This is a genomic window from Opitutaceae bacterium TAV5 (assembly GCA_000242935.3).
In the GTDB taxonomy this organism is placed as follows: domain Bacteria; phylum Verrucomicrobiota; class Verrucomicrobiia; order Opitutales; family Opitutaceae; genus Geminisphaera.
Map to the genome: position 1 here is coordinate 789963 of CP007053.1, position 17407 is coordinate 807369.

The window sequence follows — 17407 nt, forward strand, 5'->3', positions numbered from 1 at the left end:
TCACTGTGCACCCCCTTCCGTCAGCTTGGCCTTTGCCTTCTTCCGCTCCTCTTCGCCGATGCTGTAAAGCTGGAAGAAGTCATCGATCGCAGCCGTCTCGCCGCCGTAGTAACGCTTCGCGGCTTCTTCGAGATGCTCATACATCTGGCCGCGCATGTAACGCAGCCCCTTGTTCTCGCGGCGCTTCGTAGCCAAGACGCCCTCCCCACTTACCACGAATCCCTTGCGGTCAGGTGCAAAAATTACCGTGCTCATTGTAGTGCCTCCATCATTTCGACCTTCCGGTTGTGTTCATTTCGCAGGAGCCAAGTACGAAATGATTCGCCCGTGTCCTGCCTTAGAAATTGCTGATAACGTTCTGCCGAGCGACTCCGCTTCGGCGGCTTCGGTGACTGCAACGCCACCGCGTCAATGCCTGCCTGCGTTACCGAGAAACCGTGGTCGCCGCCGTAAATTTCCCTCGCGCCGTGATCGATCATCAGTCCGGCGTCCGCGAGGGCCCGGCAGTCAGCGAAATCATCGCTGCCGGGGCCGGTCACAAAGCGGTTTCGATACTGTGTCCCCTGCCCGTATTTATCGACGCCGAGCGAGTGCTGGAGGATGTGGAGTTGTTTGGGTGAAAGAGTCATATTTTCCTTTTTTGTGATCTGCGAATTCCCGCCTGTCTTATTATCTTGGATACCGTCGGTTGCGATGTCCCGGTAGCGATAGCGATTTCCTTTTGGTGGCAACCCTCGCGCCCCATAGAAACAATCGTTGCCACAACATCTGGCGGAGTGGTGTAGCGGGCCATGCCGCACCGATGGGCGTTTGTCGGCGCGTGGCCTTCGCCGGTGTGCTCGGCATCCCACACCGCCCGGACCTGCTTTGCGACCATGCCGGGCAGCAAGCCGATCCACTTCGCGCCACAGGTGCAGTAAAGCCGGAGGTCTGTCACGGCTCCTCCCTCCCCGGCATCCGGTGCGGGTTGAGCGCCGCATCGAGGCGACGCGCCAGGTCGTCGGATTTCCCCTTCTCCTTTCCGAGAAGTATCAAGAGATTCAAGACTTCTTCGGTAAGAATGCGGAGGGCGATGTCGCGTGACGCTTCCCTGTCGCGTCGATAGTGGTCAAGATCGGTCTGTATTTCGACGATTCGATGCGAATCGCCACGGGCAATCGCCCGAGAAAGCGCCATTGCGCAGCCGACGGCATTCGTGAAGTTGGCCGTCTCGGGGTCAACGATCACGACCTTGCGCCGGGCGAGATTGGTTTTGAGCGCGGAAACGTCGTCAGGCTCGACGCCGACGACGGCGCGGCAAATGTGCGTCTCGGGATCGGTGCCGATGGCGAGGACTTGGCCTGGTAGGATTGTCATGACGCGTCCTCCCTGTAGCGCACCTTGGTGAACGGCGTTTTGCCGATGTAGCTGTTGCTGGTCGCGACACAGGCGTTATCACCCTCTCGCCCGACAAGCACTCCGGGGAAATCCTTATATTCGCCGCCTTGCTGATAGAACGATGCAATTACGCGCGTCCCCGGAGGGAATGCCTCGTCGAAACATTGGCATGCTTTGCTGTACCATCCGCTCGCCTGCCCTTCGGCTCTGCGTTCGGCCGCAAGCCATTCATCGCGCTTTTCCAGCGCGAAGCGAAGCTGGCTGATGGATACGGACTGTTGTGCAGTCATGTAGTTGTCCTTTCGTTACTCGGTTCTTTTTTTCGCTGTCCAAAATCCACGCCATCCGCCCGCTTTGCGCGGATCAGGGCGATGCAGGCGGCGTCGCGCCCTCGCGGGCGCGTGGATTGAAACTTCCGGTGCCATTTGCGCGCCCTCCGCTTGGTGATGCCGAGCGATTCGAGGACGGCGCGGGCGTCCTGGCGAGGGCGGCTTCAACTAGCTTCCGCGTTTCGCTGTGCTCGTGACACGGAACGAACGGGTTTGCCATTTGCAGCGCTTCCCGTAGCTCCACCGCCAGCGCCTCTGTGGCGATTTTCACAGACTCAAGACCCTTGTAGAACTCCCAGGCAATCCCGGGCGTTCCTCCAAGAAGGGAGAACGTGTCACGCCATTCGCGCAACTCCGCCACCAGCGCCTCAAGCTGCTCGTATGTCGGCTTCGGCTGCACGGGATGTCTCAACGGTCGCGCAATCGGCCCGTCGTTTATCAGGCTGGCCTCCTCGCGGCGCTCCTGCTCAATCTCCCGTTCCCGCTGCTCGCGGATTTCGTTGTCTCTCGGTTGTGGATACATAGTCATGCTGCGATTTCTTCTTCGATCATTTCCGGCAGGTTTGCCCTCACCAGCGCCTCTGCCATCGGCGGGCACACGCTGTTTCCGCACATGCGAACCTGTGCCGTTCCGGTGAGTTTGATTTCGGTCAGTCGGCCGGTCTCGGGATCTTCATCCAGTCCGCGGTCGATGATGTAGTTTTCCGGGAAACCTTGCGCCCGGTAGAGTTCGCGAGGTCGGAGCATCCGCATGCCGATGTCCACGATCACGTAATCGCCCACGCGGGCAAATTCGCCATCGAATTCGACGCCATGCTCACGAAGGAACGCGGCGACGAAGCGGGCCGTCTCGGTTTCGCCGGGGATGTGTCCGACGGACTCGGGGCGGTTCACGTAAGTGTGTACCCAATACGCGGGCCGATCCTCGTCGGTGGCGCGCGTGACCTCGACGTGTCCGCCCGGAAATACGATACGGACGCTGGCGGGTTCGCTGTTCTTCCTGCCGCCCGTGATTTCGACAATGGCAACGTCGCTGCCGGATGGACGGACTAGCTTCACGCCTGCCCTCCCTTCGCGTCGGCCTTTTCGGCGATGACTTTCCAGTCGGTGCTAGCCTTGGTCTTGAGTGCGGACTGAATTTCTTTCGGAATGCCAGCCCACCAGGTGCGGAACGCGGCGGTTCCCTCCGTCGCTTTCTCGGCGCCGTATTGCTCGAACTCGGCCAGCTTGTCGGGATCGATGGCGGAGGGTTGCGCCTCTGTATTCGAAACCGCTTTCCTCTCGGAGGGCATCGGCTCCACGCGGAACGGCTTCCGCTTCCCGCGCGTCTCGGTGAGCGCGATTTCAAACGGCCCTTCGAGGTGGCTCGCATGTGAAATTCGGATACCGCCCACCTTGTCGCCGCCGAACTTGATCTCGGGTTCACGATAGAGCACGAGGCGGCGCCCGACGTAATCCTTACCCTCGCTGCCCCACATCGCCACGAGGACACGGCGCATCGACTTGCCCGGCTTGTAGGGATGGCCGTCGTCGCCCTCATATCGGATGATTACCGGCTGCTCTCGACTGCCCGCCTCGACCGAGGTAATCCTGATCGTGCGCGGACCGGAGATCAGATCATCGCTGTTCATCTGATCGGACTTCGGAATGATGGTGCTTGCCAAGTTCATAATGTCGTGTGCGTGGGGTTAGTGTTAACTGGTGGAGATCATATCGGCGTATCTGTTTGCGAGATACGCTGGCGGGCACGCTTCGAAGGTTTGGCCGAGGTCGCCCAGGGATGGGAAGCGGTCCTCTTTGACCGCGACGCTCCATTCGCGGACCGCCGCCCGCTGCTCGATGCGGCCAAAGTTTGCCCACTCGTCGGAGAGCACGACGCGGCGCACGGTGTGGGGCGCGCGGTCCTCCACGAAGACAAAAATGAAGCTCATGCGCCCTCGATATTCGGGGAGCGTCGCCTCCAGTCCGTCGAGGTAATGCGCTGCCTGGATGTCGTAACGAAACTCGGCGATCTTGTTGTTGATCGCGTGGTCGCTTATGTCGCTAGTGACCTTCCAATCCCAAACGTCGGCGCTGTGTGCGTCGATCATGAGGCGATCGTATCGCGCCCGGCAATACACCTCGCCGCGTTTCCATACCGCCGTAACCTCCGATTTGCCGTGAGTGGCAAAGGGGGTATTGTCGATTCCGATAGAAGCCTTCTTGCGGACCGCTTCCACGATGGCGTGAGCCGAATCTAGGTTTTTTTCCAGCACGGCAACCTTGCCTTGCGCCTCGACGCTGGCTTTCCATGCCTGCGCCGCTCCGCCCTTGAAGCTGTCGTAAGTGGCGATCTCGAATTCGTCATCGTTGCCGGAGAGCAACGCATGGACAAGCGAGCCGGTATTCATCGCCGGCGTGGCGACCTTGCCCTTCCCGCCGAAACGCGGGTGCTCAAGCCAGGCGTGGGCGAGCGATTGGCCGATGATCGTGCGGGCAATGCCACTGGACAGCGATGGAAGCGGGCAAGGATCGCTGTGATAGACCTTCGCGGGCACGCCGTAGTGCAGGCCAACGTCGAGAGGTTTGGGCGCGTCGCTCATTTCGCTTCTCCTCCGAGCTTCGCGGCCTGCTCCTCGATCCACTTGGCGAACTTCTCGACCTGCGCCGTGATGGTCGCGGCGATGCGCTTACCCTCTTCGCTGGTGGCGGTCGGGATCGGCAGGGAGCGGACGGCATTGGCAAAGCTGGCGACCTTCTCGCGGTCGGGCGCCTGCGCGGCTTTGCGGCGCGCCTTCTCCTCTGCCGCCTTTCGCGCCTCCTCGGCCTCGCGCTGCTTGCGCAATTCCGCCTCTGCACGTTCGGCGCGCTCACGCTCTTCGCGTGCCTTCTCCTCGGCTTCTGCCTTGGCCTTGGCGGCAGCTTCCTTCTCGGCTTTGGCCTTGGCTTCAAGGGCGGCGCGTTCCTTGCGCGCTTTTTCCTCGGAGGCGCGGGCTGCTTCCTCGGAGGCGCGCTTCTCTTCGGCAGCGATCCGCGCCTTCTCCTCGCGTTCGGCGTGCTGCCGCTTCTGTGTGTCGAGGAGCGCCACGAACTCGACCTCACTAAAAACGGCGAGGTCCATAAGGCGGGCGTCTGCACCCTGGGGCATATAGGGCGCGAGCACCTTCACGCGCTCGGCCTGCAACGCATCGCGCTTGCGCTTGGCTTCGGCTTCGGTCTTCTCGCGGGCCTCGCGTTCCTCACGCTCTTTGCGTTCGCGCTCCTCGGCTTCGCGCTTCAGGCGCTCGTTCTCCTGGCGGATGCGTTCGCTCTCTTCGGCTTCCGCCTTCTCCTTGGCGATGCGATCCGCCTCGGCCTTTTTCTCGGCTTCGACGCGGGCTTCGTGGGCGGACTTCATGCCGTCGAAAAATTGTTGCCACGACGCATCGTCCATCCCTCCGAGCGGGTAAATCGACGCATTGATGACATAGGGGCGCAACGCTTCCTCGCGCTCTACCTTGAGCTTCTCCATGCGAGCGGCCTCGGCGTGCTCGGCAAACTTTTCCATCTCTTCCAGCTTCTCCTCGACGGGAACGATGGCGTATTTGATAATATTATACACCCCCTGAATCGCATTTCCCCGACGGAGTGAATCCGCCTTGAGCTTCTCGCGCAGATGGTCGGCATCGATCCGGATGACGCGGAGGGCGAGACGAGCGGCACGAGCCTTTTTGATTTCCGTGACCTGCGTCGCGTCGGTCACGCTGATCTTCTCGGCGTCGGCGAAGACGGCCTTCGCCTTGGCAAACAGGGGGGCGAACTGGTTGAGCAGACCTTGCGCCGTTTCCGGCTCAAGTCCCACATTCGTCACAGCGGGGACCAGTTCGGGCGCGATGACCTCGGGAGCGAGGACGGTTTTGACTTCCTCCGGGTCGTTATTTTCGGGCAAAGCAGTGGCTTGAAGTTCCATTTTGTATCGGGAATTTGGTGGCGCGCTTGCGCCGTGATTAGGTTACTTGTGCGCGGTGGATCAGGCTGCGTTCGCGTCCACCGTGTGGACACCTTCGTCGTCGATCTTCACGCCCTTGCCGGTCTGGTCGGTGATCGTGACACTGTCGCAGCCCTTCGGGCGGAGCTTGCTCAGGTTGGCGCGGGTGATTTTCCCGTCGTCGAGATCGAAATAAAGCTGGCCGGTTTCTTCCACGATCCCGCGGGCCTGCCGCACTTCGCAGGAGTGTTCGCCGTGCCGGCGGGCAATCTCGTCGAACCAGCCGAGTTGGCGATCGTGCTTCTTCATCTTAACGACCGGGCGGTGCTGGCCGTCGAGCTTCACGCCGTCGTCGTTGTACTGGATCTCGATGTGATAAAGCTCGTGATCGAGGAGGGCGTCTTTCTCTTCGCTCGTCATCTTCTCGTATCGGACGTAGTCGATGACGATCTCGACGTCTCCGTTGCCCTTTTTCGCCCGCTCCTTTTGCGGGACGGCGCGAACGACGGCGTTAGCCGGGTAGCCCTGATGTTTGAGCGCCGCGCCTTCCTTGTCGCTGGCGACCATGAGCAGGTCGATGCGGAGCTTGTGTTTGTCGATCTCCGGGTAAAAGCGGCGGACCAATTCCGCCACGCGGTCATACGCCTCTTCGGGCGCCTTGCTGTATGTTTTCATGATGTGTAGGTTCTGCGGTTTGTGGGTGAAAAATAGTCTTGGGGCTTGCCGGGGTGCCACCCGCCCCGGCCCGGGTTTGTTTTTCGTATCCGTATTTTGTTACAACATTGCTGCTATCCTTTCTCATTGGCTTGTTATGCGGGGCCGCCTGCCTCGCGTTGACTGCCAGCCGTCTGGCCCGTTCGGCGTTTCGATGCCTCATCTAGTTTGCCGGTTAAAAAGAACTTGGGGTTTGCCGCCGCCCGCTAGGCAGGCGGCGGCTTGCTTTGAGCCCACTCCGCGAAACCCCTTGCGCGGATGGGAAAGGGTCAGGCGACGGGGACGCCGGTGATGGGCGAAGGAGCCACGTGCGGGCGCGGCTTCGGGTCGAGAGCGTCGGCCTCGGCGAGGAGAGCAGCCGCTTCTTTGCGTTTTTTTTCAGCGATGGTCGCAGGGTCGGCAAGTCGCTCCGCCAGCCCGCGGATGGCGCTCTCAGAGCTAGGGCACGACACCACGCAGGCGTTGTTGATACCATGCCCATCCCAATCGGTGTGGGGCTTTTTATCGCCCGCATACTGTTTCGCCTCAATGCCGATTACGGTAATGCCGGGAACCATCTGCTTTGCCTTGACCAAGAGGCGCTTCATCGCCTCTTCAATTTCGACGGGCGTGATACTGTTGGCAACGTCCTCGCGGATCGCGGGGGCGGCGGGTGTGGGTTCGGTTGTGGTGCTCATAGCATTTTATGTATTTGTTATTGTGATACTAACGGGGAAAGTGTGAGGCGCATTCAGGCGCACGGATCGCCAAAGTCGAAGTCGGTCGGCTCATCCAGAATCCAGAGCCCGCCGCCGACCTCGACGACGAACGGGTAGCAGTCGCAGGCATCGAGAAGCCGGAGGAACCGCAAAGAGTCGCCGCCGGCGCGCAGATAGACCGGGCGAAGGAGCGCGTTCAGTAATTCGCTGATCAGCCAGCGGTTGAAAATGAGAAAGGCTTGCGGGGTCATGGTATTCATCGCGTATCCAATTTTTGTTACATGGTGAATTAGCGGCGAAAGTGCTTCGCCAAAATCGGGTTTCCGCCTGTCATGCGGTAAAGGTCGAGGACGCCTTCGGTCCAGCGGACCTTCATCGGACCGGTGGTGCCGGCAGGCTTGAGAAGGTCAGGGACGCGCACGCGCTCCGCGTCGAAAGAGCGAACCGACATGTTCAGAATGCGGGCCGCGCTTTTCCGGTCATGAAGCCGAAGCGGATCTTTTGCGGGCGGCATGATGGCACCATCTGCGCGCAGCATTTCGACAACATGCAGTGCGATGGACCTCGCCAGTTCTCCGTATCGCTCTGGCTTGCGGCTCATTTATCCTCCTTTCGCAAGTCAATGGTTCCGTAATTCGGGCGGCTTGGCCTCGGCTCGCGTATCAAAAGTGCGATGACGCAGGCCATAACGAGCGCACCGACTCCGGCGGCAATGAGATGGGAGGCGATGGGGTCGATGTTCGTCATGCGGCAATCTCCTTCCCGTGAATTTCGGCGAGGCGAGCGAGTCCCTTGGCGGTGACAAGCACCTGTTCTCGGATTTGCTCTTCGCCGGCTACGGTGATGGTCGTTACCTTGTGCTCAAGCAGGCCGGACTGCACGCGGTCCTGGTAGCCGAGCCACGACTTACCCCCGGCACGGCGGTAAATCCACCGGTTTGCGCTCAACCAGTCGAAGAGCGCCTTGACGCCCATTTGCAGCGCCTTGGCCGCATCGGTGACGCAGAGAGTGCCGCCCGTGCGTGTGGCGATACGGTCGAGGGCATCGACCTTGGGGGCCTGCGTTGCCACCGTGGACTCAAGGGCAAGAACCCGCTCCGTGTAGTTGAGGAGCAGCGACCGCATTTGCGCAGGGTCGTTAAGCACGGCCAGCGGATCGGTGACAAACTGGCGCTGCGCCTTCGCCATCTCCCAAAACATTTTTACGAGCGCCTTCTTGAACGAACGCACCACATCGCTGTTGCGCATGTAGGTGAGCAAGAGCGTTGCCTGTTGCTCGTTGAGGAGGGCGACCTCGCGGTTTTGCGTTCCGCCGGCGGTCGCAAAGGGTCGCATTTCAAATGCGACCCCTCCGAACTCCTCAAGGTCGGTGAGATAGTTGCGGGCGAGCTGAAGAACGGCACGATGTTCGTTTTGCGTGCCCTCGGCAATCGCGAGAGATGTGGTCACGGCCTGTCCGTCTTTCAGGAAAACGAGCGGGTTGCCGTCGGTCTGCATGTGGGGGGTGAGTGTCTGGCTCATACGGTTTTCCTTTCTTGGGTTCGCGGGGTTGGGGCTGAAATTTCGGCTCCGATAGGGTCGTGTCGGATGTCAGAGCCGATCTTCACGTCGTGCCCCTTCTTCTTGAGCGCCTTCGCCAACTGGCGGGCGAGACCGTCCATGTCGCGGGCAGGGGGCGGAGGACGCATACGGTCACGCAAGGGTGGCTGCATGCGGTTGGAGTCGCTGGCGGAAGGGTGCTTCATGACGCACCTCCTTTCAGTCTCGCCAACCGCTCCTTTGCCTCGGCCAGCTCAATGCGCAGGCGGTCAATGCGGTCAGTGGTATTGGCTATATCGTTCTCTCGAAAGGACGTAGATTGCGCCAAATCGAGCACCGCCTCTCCGATGGAATCTCCTGAGCCTTCGCGGGAATTATATCTTCCTCCGACGATCTCGACCGCAATGGAGGAGTAACCAGATCGGCTTGCCTCACCTGTTTTGCTGATGCGTGCGTGGAATTCCACCTCAACTGATATCGGGCCAAACGTATCACGCGCTTTGGCCGCCACCTTCTTCATCTCTTGGATGATGCAGGCGGGAAGAGGGCATGGTGTATGTGTCTGCTTGCTCATACCTCCTCCTTTCTTGCGGCGAGTTCGGCGCGGATGGCGGGGAGTTGCGCGGTGAGGTAATGGCTGACGCGCCGACCGGCGCAGACGTGGATTGCGTGGGTGATGGTGACGCCGAAACGCTCGGCGAGGATTTTGGCTTCCGGGTATTTTGCCGGACGGCCTTGGCGGAGGCGGGCGTAGCTCGCCTCTGTGTAGCGATACCCCGCCTTTCCCCTCTTAAACCTTTTTGCCTTATTGTTGCCATCACCCGCCTTACGTGTAGTTGGCAGGGTGGAACTGGTTTCTGTCGGGTTCATGACCAGACGGAAAACAGATGAATTATCACAAAACAATCACGATTTTATCACAAAAATATAAAACAATGAATATCAATAAAATGACTGCTAAAAAAATTCAAGATAAAATCAAAATCCTAAAATCTTTTGCGGGAAGTCAGGCAAAGTTGGCCGAAATCGCTGGTGTCGCTCAGCCGCTCGTCTCTGCGTGGATAAATGGGCAGCGCGAAGTTCAGGACGAAGCAATCAGCGCACTCGCCGAATTCTTTGAAATTCCCGTCGGCATGTTGACCAACGACGCCGAGGAGTTGGTCATCAAAATAGATGTAAGGGAAAAAATGATACTGCTAAGGAAGCGTGCCCAAAGCAAGGCTGATAAGCTAATCACCGTTTGTGACCTAATTTCACTCCTGAAAGGATTCCCTCGAAACGCTCCCATTACCTTCGGGCCGCACCCCTGTGGGCTTGAGTTTAGTCAAGTAGAAATGCAAGGCCGCTATGCGAATTTTCAGTTCAACCAATCCATAATTCGAGACCCATTATCAGGGGAGTGGATCATTGAAGATACGGATGGCGGCAAGGCGGCCAGCGAATACGTGAGGCACAGGAGGTCTTTGGCCAGGGGGAAAAAGAATCCGATTGGTAAGGAGGTGTCGAAATGAGTGACGACTTGCCCGCAACACCATTTGCAATGCTGCGGGCGATTGTTCCTTACTCCGGCCCCTTGTCTCGCCCGATTGCATCAAGCACAGGACACCTTGTTCTAAACGGGAAATCCTCGTCTATCGCGGCCCACTGCTCTCTGACATACTCAATCTGTATCTTTGTCAAAAGCGGCCTTACCAGCCGCGCAAAAAGCCGCTCACGCTGCTCGCGGCACTCCTCACATGCTTTCTCTAACTCCTTATAATTATGATATTGCATCCAACCATGAGCCGCCCGCGTGGGAGAGCGGGCAAACATTTCCTGTGTAACTAAAATCTAACTACAAACATGAACGCATCCGACTTCGCAAAACAGCTACGCAAAGAGGTTCTGAGAACTGATCCCAAGGGAAAAGGAACGATACAGAGTCGGTCTCTCATAAAATATTTGGACAACACCATCGCCCAAGAGGCGGCCACGGCATCAAACGACGCGCTACCAAAGCAGACATCCGTAGAGCTTCATCTGGCCCACTACAACGCGCAAGTGCAGGCAAACTTGCTGGATCGCGAGCAGATGTTTGCCTCGATACTGGAATACGGGAAGCGCTCCATCAATGCAGGCATGATAATCAATGCGGGAGCAGCAGTAGCAATCCTTTCATTTATTGGCAGCTTAACCGCAAATCCGCACTTGAGTGGGGCGCAATTCGCAGAGTCGTTGCTACTATTCACGGGGGGCGTTTTGGTGTCAGCCCTTGCGTGCGGATTGTCTTACTGCACGCAGTACTGGTATTATCACTACGAAAAAGGACGGCTCGGTCCAGTTTTTCACTGGGCAACGATAGTATGCGTCATTGGCGCATACGCCCTTTTCATCGTCGGCGCATACGCCTCCTATTTGATCCTCAAACACGCACCTTAGTCCCCTTGCCCGCCTTCTTCCTTCGTAACCAAAATAAAACTACACTATGAGCACCCTACCGATCCGCGTCGAATTTCACCTCTTTGCCCTCGGCCAGAAACCGCCGCGCCGCCCGCGCAAGGATACCTCGACAGTCGCCTTCGTCGATGACCTCGCAGTCGAAAATTCCCGCCACCTCACGAACATCCAGAAGGGCGACTACCTGGAGATACGAGACGGATCACCTCTCACTCGCCCCACGCCCCACACCACCGGCATCCCCGCAGGCCGCTACGTCGTAGACAGTCGCGGCTGGGTGTTTTTCCCGACCGACGAAAGTCCGGCCGGCTCCGCCTATCTCCAGATCGTAATCACGCCTTGGCAGGCATCCAAAAAGCGTAGCAAAACGAAACGCTAACAATCCCACCTCATGAGCGCATCGCCTGATTCAAATAAAAGTCACGTCAGCAAAGATGAAAAAGACGACGAAAAGTTCATGCCCAAGTGGGTAATCGTCGTGCTGGGGATTGTAATTTTCGTACTGTGGATTGGTATCCCGTGGTTGGTTAGCTGTGGTACTACATTGCCGCCTAACGCTGGAGAACGAGGTGATGCCTTCGGCTCCGTCAATGCCCTGTTCACTGGCCTCGCCTTCGCTGGTCTGATTGTCACTATCCTGATCCAAGGTAATGAACTGAAGCTACAGAGGGAGGAGATTCGGATGCAACGGGAAGAAACTGCGCGATCAAACAAACTGTTTAAACTTCAGAAGGAGGAGATGACGAGAACCGCAAACGCTCAGGACGAAATCTCAAAAACACAGAAAGAGACAGCAGAGTTCATGCGACAGCAAGTTGACTCGCAAAGATTAACCGCAGAAATTCAGGCATTTATCCAAGCCAAGGAAGTCCGCCAAGACCGACTAAGGGGCCTACGAAAAAAAGAAAGCGAAGAGATGCCACGATTACATCAGGCCGAAGATGGTATTCGAATGCATGCCGCTTCCGTTAAGGCGGGTCATTATAATGAGCAGTCCGCAAAACAGGCAGAGATATACCACAGAACAGTTGTGGAGGTCCGCAAAATTCTCGAACCGATATTAGCCGAAATCGAAAAAGAGGAGACTACCATAAAACTGATGAACTCTCGCCTCGTGAAAATCGCAGACGAGTTTGGCAGCCTTCACCTTGTGACGCGGTTACGCGAAGCCCCTCAAAAACCTTCACATCAGGAACCCTCGACTGACTGACAGGCAGTTTTCCGGAGAGTTCTTTTGTGCTTCTGATTCCGGATACCCCCTGATATTTTGTCCCGATGACACACGAAGAAAAGGCTATAGCTGCAAACGAAATACATCGTGTCGCGACGAGGTACCGGGGAGAATTTCTAAATCGTCTTGCTTTCATTGAGAATGAAATGGGCCATTTATTGGCGGAATATTTTTGCCCAAATGATGGAGGGAAACGGACTCTCCTCTATGATGAAATCCTGACCACCAATTTTTTCGGTTTGGAAAGGAAAAAACAACTATTCCGAGCCATAGTAAAAATCGATTACCCTTCTTACTGGGAAGAAAACAAGGAGACCTTGGTAGCCTTTGACGACGTCCAAAGGTTCCGAAATAAGTTGGCGCATTCGCGCGTGGATGTGTCCGAAGAGGCCTTGGCCCGTCCGCTAGAACAAGGTGTCGGTTTCACTGATTGGAAAAACAGTGAACCTGTAACGGAAGCACAATTTCAGGACATGATAGCGAAGGTGAATATGATCATTTCTTGCATTCTGGAAATCAAACGTCTGCTTCCATTCAAGGAAAGGAAGCTCGTTACCCACGGGCTTGCTTCGACGCCGACAGACGGGTGATGTGGGGCCACATGCCCTCCTCCACTCTTTGGCCCGAAGTCCTCGAAAACGCCCTCAACGCCGGCAAGGTGCGTGCAGGTGACGTGTTCCACTATCCGCCCGAGGCGCATGCGATGGAGTGGGGCAAGGCGCTCGAAATCCTGAAATTTACCGCGATCGTTACACTCGCTTCCGATGCCTCAAAAGACAGCGACGGCGTTGTGCATTACACGCTTTACCATCCCGTGCTTGACAAGGTCCAGGAGGCATCTCGCAGCGAGCTGAACCAGCTCAGTTTCCGCGACCTCTTGCGGCGAGGCACCTTGGTCTGAACTCACTCCGGCATAATCTTCCAGAATGTTTTCACTTCTGCTCCCGGTCGCGGGTGCTTGTAGTGCGCATAGATCATGGTCGTGCTCGTGCCGCACTCCTCGGCGACCTCGTGCATTGGCGTCTTTTGCCCGGCTCGCATCGAAATGTAGGTGTGGCGCTGGATGTCCTCATCCCAAGTGATGGGCGGCACCTCCGGCCGGCGCTTGGCAATCCACTCGTTGGCGAGCGTTACCGTCCGCCGATGCAGCGTCACATTGAAATGCCCCGGTGCCGGCTCCTTGTCGGCCTTCACCGATTTCAGCCAAGCCAAGGCAGACGGCTGCATTTTCAGGATGCGGGGTTTTGCGCCTCGCTTGCGTCCCATCACCGTCATTTCGCCTGTCGCAAAATCGACCTCGCCCCACGTCAGCCGGGTGGCCTCGCTTTCGGGTCGTAAGCCGCAGAGCAGGCAGAGCGTCACCCATCCCTTGAGTCGCCTGCACTCGGCGCCCTCGACCGCCCTTAACAACGCCTCTGCTTGCGCCGCGAGCAGTACTGACGGCATCGTCGCCGCATCCTCCCCCGTCCTCTTTTTGCTGATACGGATTCCGCCGCCGGGGTTTTCCTTGATGTGGCCGCGCTCGACCAGCCACGCGCCGAAGCGGTGAATCGCGTTGCGGTAGTTGGCGCGGGTGTTGCGGGCCTTGCCGAGTCCGTCGATCCATTCGCGCACGAGGGCAGGTGTGAACTGTGATGTGGTCAGCGACGAGTGATCGCGGAAGAACTTGCGCAGGCGGGCTTCGAGTTCATAACCCCACCGCTCTCCGACATCCTTTTGCACCATCGGCAACCACTCCAGGAGCAGCGGCATGACGGGCTGTGACTTTGGCTGTGTTTTCAGGGTGTGGATGCCGGCAGTGACGACGTCGGCCAAGGGCCAGCGACCGGCGATCAGGTTGATGGCGGCTTCGGCGGCCCTGATCTGGTTCGGCAGGAGCCGGGTCTGGACAAGATTTAGCGGCGCGGCGGCCTCTGCGTTGACTGCCTTCTGGTTTTCGAGCGCGCAGACCGCTTCGGCAGTGGCCGCGCTGTCGTAATTTTTGCGCAACCGGACGCCGCGCCACGATCCGCCGACACGCCATGACTTGGTTCCAGAGCGATTCGTAAAGCTGGTGACAGAGTAGGGGAGATTCTTCATGCTGCACAGTGTTGCAGAGGATTGCACAGGCTGGCAACCGATTTGACAACCGTGGCGAAAAGTTGCCAGGCGAGTTGCCAGATTTTGCAATTTTACGCGATTTTTCGCTTTTTATTGCGACTACTCACGAGGGAAGCGTTTTTTCTCAGTCTCAACCGTTCAAAATCGTAAACCGCTGGTCGTCGGTTCGACTCCGACCATCGGCTCCACTTTCAGATCCCCTCCTGGCTGTGATGAGGGTCGGACCCCCCTCGCAATTCTCTCCCCCCTCTCGCCGCTACCGTCCGCTTGACCGTTTGCACCGGTTTCCGTTGTGTTGCCGTTCATGCAATCCAAGCCGGCTTCTCCTCTTCCTCCCGCCCAACCCGCGGCGCCTTCCGCAGTCAAATACAAACGTATTGTCCTGAAACTCAGTGGCGAGGTTCTCCGCGGCAAAGGATCCGAGTCCATTGACGCCGGCATCCTCGAACGCATGTGCTCGCAGGTGAAAGAGATCCATGACATGGGCGTCGAAATCGGCGTCGTCATCGGCGGGGGCAATATCTTCCGCGGTCTTCAGGGCGCCAAACGGGGCGTGGACCGCACCACCGGCGATTACATGGGAATGCTCGCCACCGTCATCAACGGCCTCGCGATCATGGACTGCCTCGAAAAGATGGGCGTCCACACCCGCGTGCAGACCGCCATCCCGATGGACCAGGTGGCCGAACCCTTCATCCTGCGCCGCGCCGTCCGCCATCTCGAAAAAGGCCGCGTCGTCATCTTCGTCGCCGGCACCGGCAATCCCTATTTCTCGACCGACACCACCGCCGCTCTCCGCGCCTCCGAAATCGGCGCCAATGTCATCATGAAAGCCACCAAGGTGGACGGCATCTACGACAAGGATCCGAAAAAATACCCCGACGCCGTCAAATACGAGGAAATCACCTACATCGACGCTCTCAGGCAGCGGCTCAACGTCCTCGATTCCACCGCCTTCTCGCTCTGTCTCGACAACAGCATCCCCATCCTCGTCTTCGATCTCAACGACCCGACCGCCATCAGCCGCGCCGTCCACGGCGAGAAAGTAGGCACTCTGGTTCACAACTGAGCCTCGCCGGTTTTCCGGACTCCGTCCGGTCTCCATAACCCTGACACCAACACCCGACCCTCCTCTTCATATGTCATCCGCCATCCTCACCGAAGCCCAGGCCCGCATGAAAAAATCCGTGGACCACACGCTCCACGAATTTGCCAACATCCACACCGGCAAGGCCAACCCGACCATGGTCGAAAGCGTCATGATCGACGCCTACGGCTCGCAAATGCGCATCAAGGACTGCGCCGCCATCATGACGCCCGACGCGCGCATGATCGTCATCCAGCCCTGGGACAAGGGCCTCGTCCAGTCCATCGCCAAGGGCATCCAGATCGCCAATCTCGGTTTCAATCCCAACGTCGACGGCAACCTCGTCCGCGTGCCGCTCCCCGAGATGAGCCGCGAGCGCCGCCAGGAATTCGTCAAGGTCGCCAACCGTCTTGCCGAGGAAGGCCGCGTCCAGGTCCGCAACGTGCGCCGCGACATCCTCGAAACCGTCAAGAAAGCCAAGCTCCCCGAAGACGAAGGCAAGCGGCTCGAAAAAGACATCCAGACCCTGACCGACAAATCCATCGAGGAGATCAACCAGCACCTCGCCTCGAAAGAAAAGGAGCTCCTCACGGTCTGATCTTTGGCCGCGGCCAAGGATCAGCAGTTCAGGGTTTGGAGTCCGGAGTTCCTGCAAAGCCGCGTTTGAGAAACCCCGGACTCTGAACCCTGAACACTGAACTCCAGACCCGGCCAGCGGCAACGCCGCCTCACCATGCCCACCCGCTCCCTCCTCTCCTCCCCTCCCCGCCGCATCGTCGTCAAGCTCGGCACCGGTGTCCTCACCACCGGTATCGGCCAACTGGATACGGCCCGCGTCGCCGCCATCGCCGACGAGATCGCCGCGTTGCGCACCGCCGGCACCGAGGTCATCGTCGTTTCCTCCGGCGCGGTCGGGCTCGGCATGGGACGGCTCGCGCTCACGCGCAAACCCGCCGAGGTGGCCCGCAAACAGGCCTGCGCCGCCATCGGCCAGTCGCTGCTCATGCAGACGTGGCAGGACGGCTTCGATCCTCACAATCTCGCGGCGGCGCAGGTTCTCCTCACGCATGAAGATCTCCGCAGCCGCCACCGCTATCTCGGCGTCAAGGCCTGCATCGAGGAACTCATCGGGTACGGCACGATCCCCGTCATCAACGAAAACGACACCGTCAGCGCGGCCGAGATCAAGTTTGGCGACAACGACACGCTTTCCGCGATGGTCGCCGCCCTCGTCGGCGCACAGTACCTCGTCATCCTCTCCACCGCGCCCGGCCTCATCGACATGAAGGGCTCCGGCCTGATCGTGCCGGTTGTGGAAAAAATCACGCCCGAGATCGAGTCCATGGCGGGCGGCACCACGAGCATCACCGCCACCGGCGGCATGATCTCGAAAATCTCCGCCGCCAGGCTGGCGACCAAGGCCGGCTGCGGCGTCTTCATCGCCAGCGGCGCCGAACCCGAAGTCCTCGCCCGCATTTTCGGCGGACGCAATCCCGGCACCTTTTTTGTTCCGTCCGGCCTGCGTCTCGAATCGCGCAAACACTGGATCGCCTATTTCCAGCGTCCGCAGGCCGCGATCGCAATCAATGCCCGCGCCGTGCCGGTAATTCGCGAACAAAACCGCAGCCTCCTCGCGGTCGGCGTGACGGGCTCGCGCGGCCATTTCGAAAAAGGCGACATCGTGGACATCACCGGCCCGGACGGCACGGTCATCGCCCGCGGTGTCACCACCTGGTCCGACGACGAAATCGCCGCCATCGCAGGCAAAACCAGCGAGGAACTGAAACCGCTCTTCCCCGGCCGCAAGCACCTCGAAGTCATCCATCGCGACAATCTCGTGGTGCTGTAAATACGCCTGTCCGTGTCGCGAAGCATCCAGGTGGTACGCGAGTTGCGCCCGGCGAGATAGTCAGCAAGCCGGGTGCAAAGCAAGGTGATGTTATGGGGAGGA

28 protein-coding genes are annotated in these 17407 nt (G+C 58.8%); 9 read left to right on the forward strand and 19 right to left on the reverse strand.

Annotated elements, in window-relative coordinates:
- The 17 genes from OPIT5_03985 to OPIT5_04075 form a co-directional block, all read right to left on the reverse strand.
- Positions 1 to 255 carry a hypothetical protein gene (locus OPIT5_03985; GenBank protein ID AHF94040.1) on the reverse strand — a complete coding sequence of 85 codons (255 nt, stop codon included), beginning with the start codon at positions 253 to 255 and terminating at the stop codon, positions 1 to 3.
- A complete protein-coding gene (locus OPIT5_03990; protein AHF89536.1) occupies positions 252 to 629 on the reverse strand; it encodes a hypothetical protein in 378 nt (125 codons plus the stop codon). The genes OPIT5_03985 and OPIT5_03990 overlap by 4 nt, the downstream gene beginning before the upstream one ends.
- A 304-nt stretch (positions 630 to 933) precedes the next feature.
- The gene (locus tag OPIT5_03995; protein ID AHF94041.1) at positions 934 to 1356 is read right to left on the reverse strand and encodes a hypothetical protein; all 423 of its coding nucleotides are present in this window, start codon (positions 1354 to 1356) and stop codon (positions 934 to 936) included.
- Positions 1353 to 1667, reverse strand: a complete 315-nt coding sequence (locus OPIT5_04000) for a hypothetical protein (protein AHF94042.1) — start codon at positions 1665 to 1667, stop codon at positions 1353 to 1355. Before OPIT5_04000 ends, OPIT5_03995 begins: the two co-directional genes overlap by 4 nt.
- 73 nt (positions 1668 to 1740) lie before the next feature.
- Positions 1741 to 2235: a hypothetical protein gene (locus tag OPIT5_04005; GenBank protein AHF94043.1), complete on the reverse strand. Its 495-nt coding sequence runs from the start codon at positions 2233 to 2235 to the stop codon at positions 1741 to 1743.
- Positions 2232 to 2765: a DNA methyltransferase gene (locus tag OPIT5_04010; GenBank protein AHF89537.1), complete on the reverse strand. Its 534-nt coding sequence runs from the start codon at positions 2763 to 2765 to the stop codon at positions 2232 to 2234. Before OPIT5_04010 ends, OPIT5_04005 begins: the two co-directional genes overlap by 4 nt.
- Entirely contained in the window at positions 2762 to 3376 is a 615-nt protein-coding gene (locus OPIT5_04015) for a hypothetical protein (protein AHF89538.1), read from the reverse strand. Before OPIT5_04015 ends, OPIT5_04010 begins: the two co-directional genes overlap by 4 nt.
- A 24-nt stretch (positions 3377 to 3400) precedes the next feature.
- Positions 3401 to 4288 carry a hypothetical protein gene (locus OPIT5_04020; protein ID AHF94044.1) on the reverse strand — a complete coding sequence of 296 codons (888 nt, stop codon included), beginning with the start codon at positions 4286 to 4288 and terminating at the stop codon, positions 3401 to 3403.
- Positions 4285 to 5634 carry a hypothetical protein gene (locus OPIT5_04025; protein ID AHF94045.1) on the reverse strand — a complete coding sequence of 450 codons (1350 nt, stop codon included), beginning with the start codon at positions 5632 to 5634 and terminating at the stop codon, positions 4285 to 4287. Before OPIT5_04025 ends, OPIT5_04020 begins: the two co-directional genes overlap by 4 nt.
- A 60-nt stretch (positions 5635 to 5694) precedes the next feature.
- Positions 5695 to 6327 carry a hypothetical protein gene (locus OPIT5_04030; protein AHF94046.1) on the reverse strand — a complete coding sequence of 211 codons (633 nt, stop codon included), beginning with the start codon at positions 6325 to 6327 and terminating at the stop codon, positions 5695 to 5697.
- Positions 6328 to 6635: 308 nt separating this feature from the next.
- Complete coding sequence (locus tag OPIT5_04035) at positions 6636 to 7043, reverse strand: hypothetical protein (protein AHF94047.1); 408 nt, start codon at positions 7041 to 7043, stop codon at positions 6636 to 6638.
- A 53-nt stretch (positions 7044 to 7096) separates the two neighbouring features.
- Positions 7097 to 7324 (reverse strand): hypothetical protein, encoded by a 228-nt coding sequence (locus OPIT5_04040; GenBank protein ID AHF94048.1) that lies wholly within the window; start codon positions 7322 to 7324, stop codon positions 7097 to 7099.
- Positions 7325 to 7353: 29 nt separating this feature from the next.
- The gene (locus OPIT5_04045) at positions 7354 to 7602 is read right to left on the reverse strand and encodes a hypothetical protein (protein AHF94049.1); all 249 of its coding nucleotides are present in this window, start codon (positions 7600 to 7602) and stop codon (positions 7354 to 7356) included.
- A 59-nt stretch (positions 7603 to 7661) separates the two neighbouring features.
- Positions 7662 to 7811, reverse strand: coding sequence for a hypothetical protein (locus tag OPIT5_04050; protein ID AHF94050.1), 150 nt, complete (start codon positions 7809 to 7811; stop codon positions 7662 to 7664).
- Positions 7812 to 8580: 769 nt separating this feature from the next.
- A complete protein-coding gene (locus tag OPIT5_04065; GenBank protein ID AHF94051.1) occupies positions 8581 to 8751 on the reverse strand; it encodes a hypothetical protein in 171 nt (56 codons plus the stop codon).
- A 53-nt stretch (positions 8752 to 8804) separates the two neighbouring features.
- A complete protein-coding gene (locus OPIT5_04070) occupies positions 8805 to 9176 on the reverse strand; it encodes a hypothetical protein (GenBank protein ID AHF94052.1) in 372 nt (123 codons plus the stop codon).
- On the reverse strand, positions 9173 to 9472 hold the full coding sequence (locus OPIT5_04075; GenBank protein ID AHF94053.1) for a hypothetical protein: 300 nt from the start codon (positions 9470 to 9472) through the stop codon (positions 9173 to 9175). Before OPIT5_04075 ends, OPIT5_04070 begins: the two co-directional genes overlap by 4 nt.
- A gap of 80 nt (positions 9473 to 9552) precedes the next feature.
- Here OPIT5_04075 and OPIT5_04080 point away from each other — a divergent pair, with 80 nt between their 5' ends.
- Entirely contained in the window at positions 9553 to 10113 is a 561-nt protein-coding gene (locus OPIT5_04080) for a transcriptional regulator (GenBank protein AHF89539.1), read from the forward strand.
- Positions 10114 to 10162: 49 nt separating this feature from the next.
- Here OPIT5_04080 and OPIT5_04085 read toward each other — a convergent pair whose 3' ends face one another.
- On the reverse strand, positions 10163 to 10414 hold the full coding sequence (locus tag OPIT5_04085; protein AHF94054.1) for a hypothetical protein: 252 nt from the start codon (positions 10412 to 10414) through the stop codon (positions 10163 to 10165).
- 30 nt (positions 10415 to 10444) lie between these two features.
- On the opposite strand from OPIT5_04085, the gene OPIT5_04090 reads away from it, so the two are divergent.
- The 5 genes from OPIT5_04090 (at position 10445) to OPIT5_04110 (ending at position 13170) form a co-directional block, all read left to right on the forward strand.
- Positions 10445 to 11020, forward strand: coding sequence for a hypothetical protein (locus OPIT5_04090; GenBank protein AHF94055.1), 576 nt, complete (start codon positions 10445 to 10447; stop codon positions 11018 to 11020).
- A gap of 46 nt (positions 11021 to 11066) precedes the next feature.
- Positions 11067 to 11417, forward strand: a complete 351-nt coding sequence (locus OPIT5_04095; protein AHF94056.1) for a hypothetical protein — start codon at positions 11067 to 11069, stop codon at positions 11415 to 11417.
- A gap of 12 nt (positions 11418 to 11429) precedes the next feature.
- Entirely contained in the window at positions 11430 to 12248 is an 819-nt protein-coding gene (locus OPIT5_04100; protein ID AHF94057.1) for a hypothetical protein, read from the forward strand.
- Between the two features lie 167 nt (positions 12249 to 12415).
- Positions 12416 to 12859, forward strand: coding sequence for a hypothetical protein (locus tag OPIT5_04105; protein AHF94058.1), 444 nt, complete (start codon positions 12416 to 12418; stop codon positions 12857 to 12859).
- The gene (locus tag OPIT5_04110; GenBank protein ID AHF94059.1) at positions 12859 to 13170 is read left to right on the forward strand and encodes a hypothetical protein; all 312 of its coding nucleotides are present in this window, start codon (positions 12859 to 12861) and stop codon (positions 13168 to 13170) included. The genes OPIT5_04105 and OPIT5_04110 overlap by 1 nt, the downstream gene beginning before the upstream one ends.
- Positions 13171 to 13172: 2 nt before the next feature.
- On the opposite strand, the gene OPIT5_04115 is transcribed toward OPIT5_04110, so the two are convergent.
- Positions 13173 to 14348, reverse strand: a complete 1176-nt coding sequence (locus OPIT5_04115; GenBank protein AHF94060.1) for a hypothetical protein — start codon at positions 14346 to 14348, stop codon at positions 13173 to 13175.
- Positions 14349 to 14673: 325 nt separating this feature from the next.
- Here OPIT5_04115 and pyrH point away from each other — a divergent pair, with 325 nt between their 5' ends.
- The 3 genes from pyrH to OPIT5_04130 all read left to right on the forward strand — a co-directional run bounded on the left by pyrH (position 14674) and on the right by OPIT5_04130 (position 17305).
- Positions 14674 to 15438 (forward strand): uridylate kinase, encoded by a 765-nt coding sequence (gene pyrH / locus OPIT5_04120; protein AHF89540.1) that lies wholly within the window; start codon positions 14674 to 14676, stop codon positions 15436 to 15438.
- A 70-nt stretch (positions 15439 to 15508) separates the two neighbouring features.
- Positions 15509 to 16054 carry a ribosome recycling factor gene (locus tag OPIT5_04125; protein ID AHF89541.1) on the forward strand — a complete coding sequence of 182 codons (546 nt, stop codon included), beginning with the start codon at positions 15509 to 15511 and terminating at the stop codon, positions 16052 to 16054.
- Between the two features lie 135 nt (positions 16055 to 16189).
- Positions 16190 to 17305 (forward strand): glutamate 5-kinase, encoded by a 1116-nt coding sequence (locus OPIT5_04130; GenBank protein AHF89542.1) that lies wholly within the window; start codon positions 16190 to 16192, stop codon positions 17303 to 17305.
- The last annotated feature ends 102 nt before the right edge of the window (positions 17306 to 17407 follow it).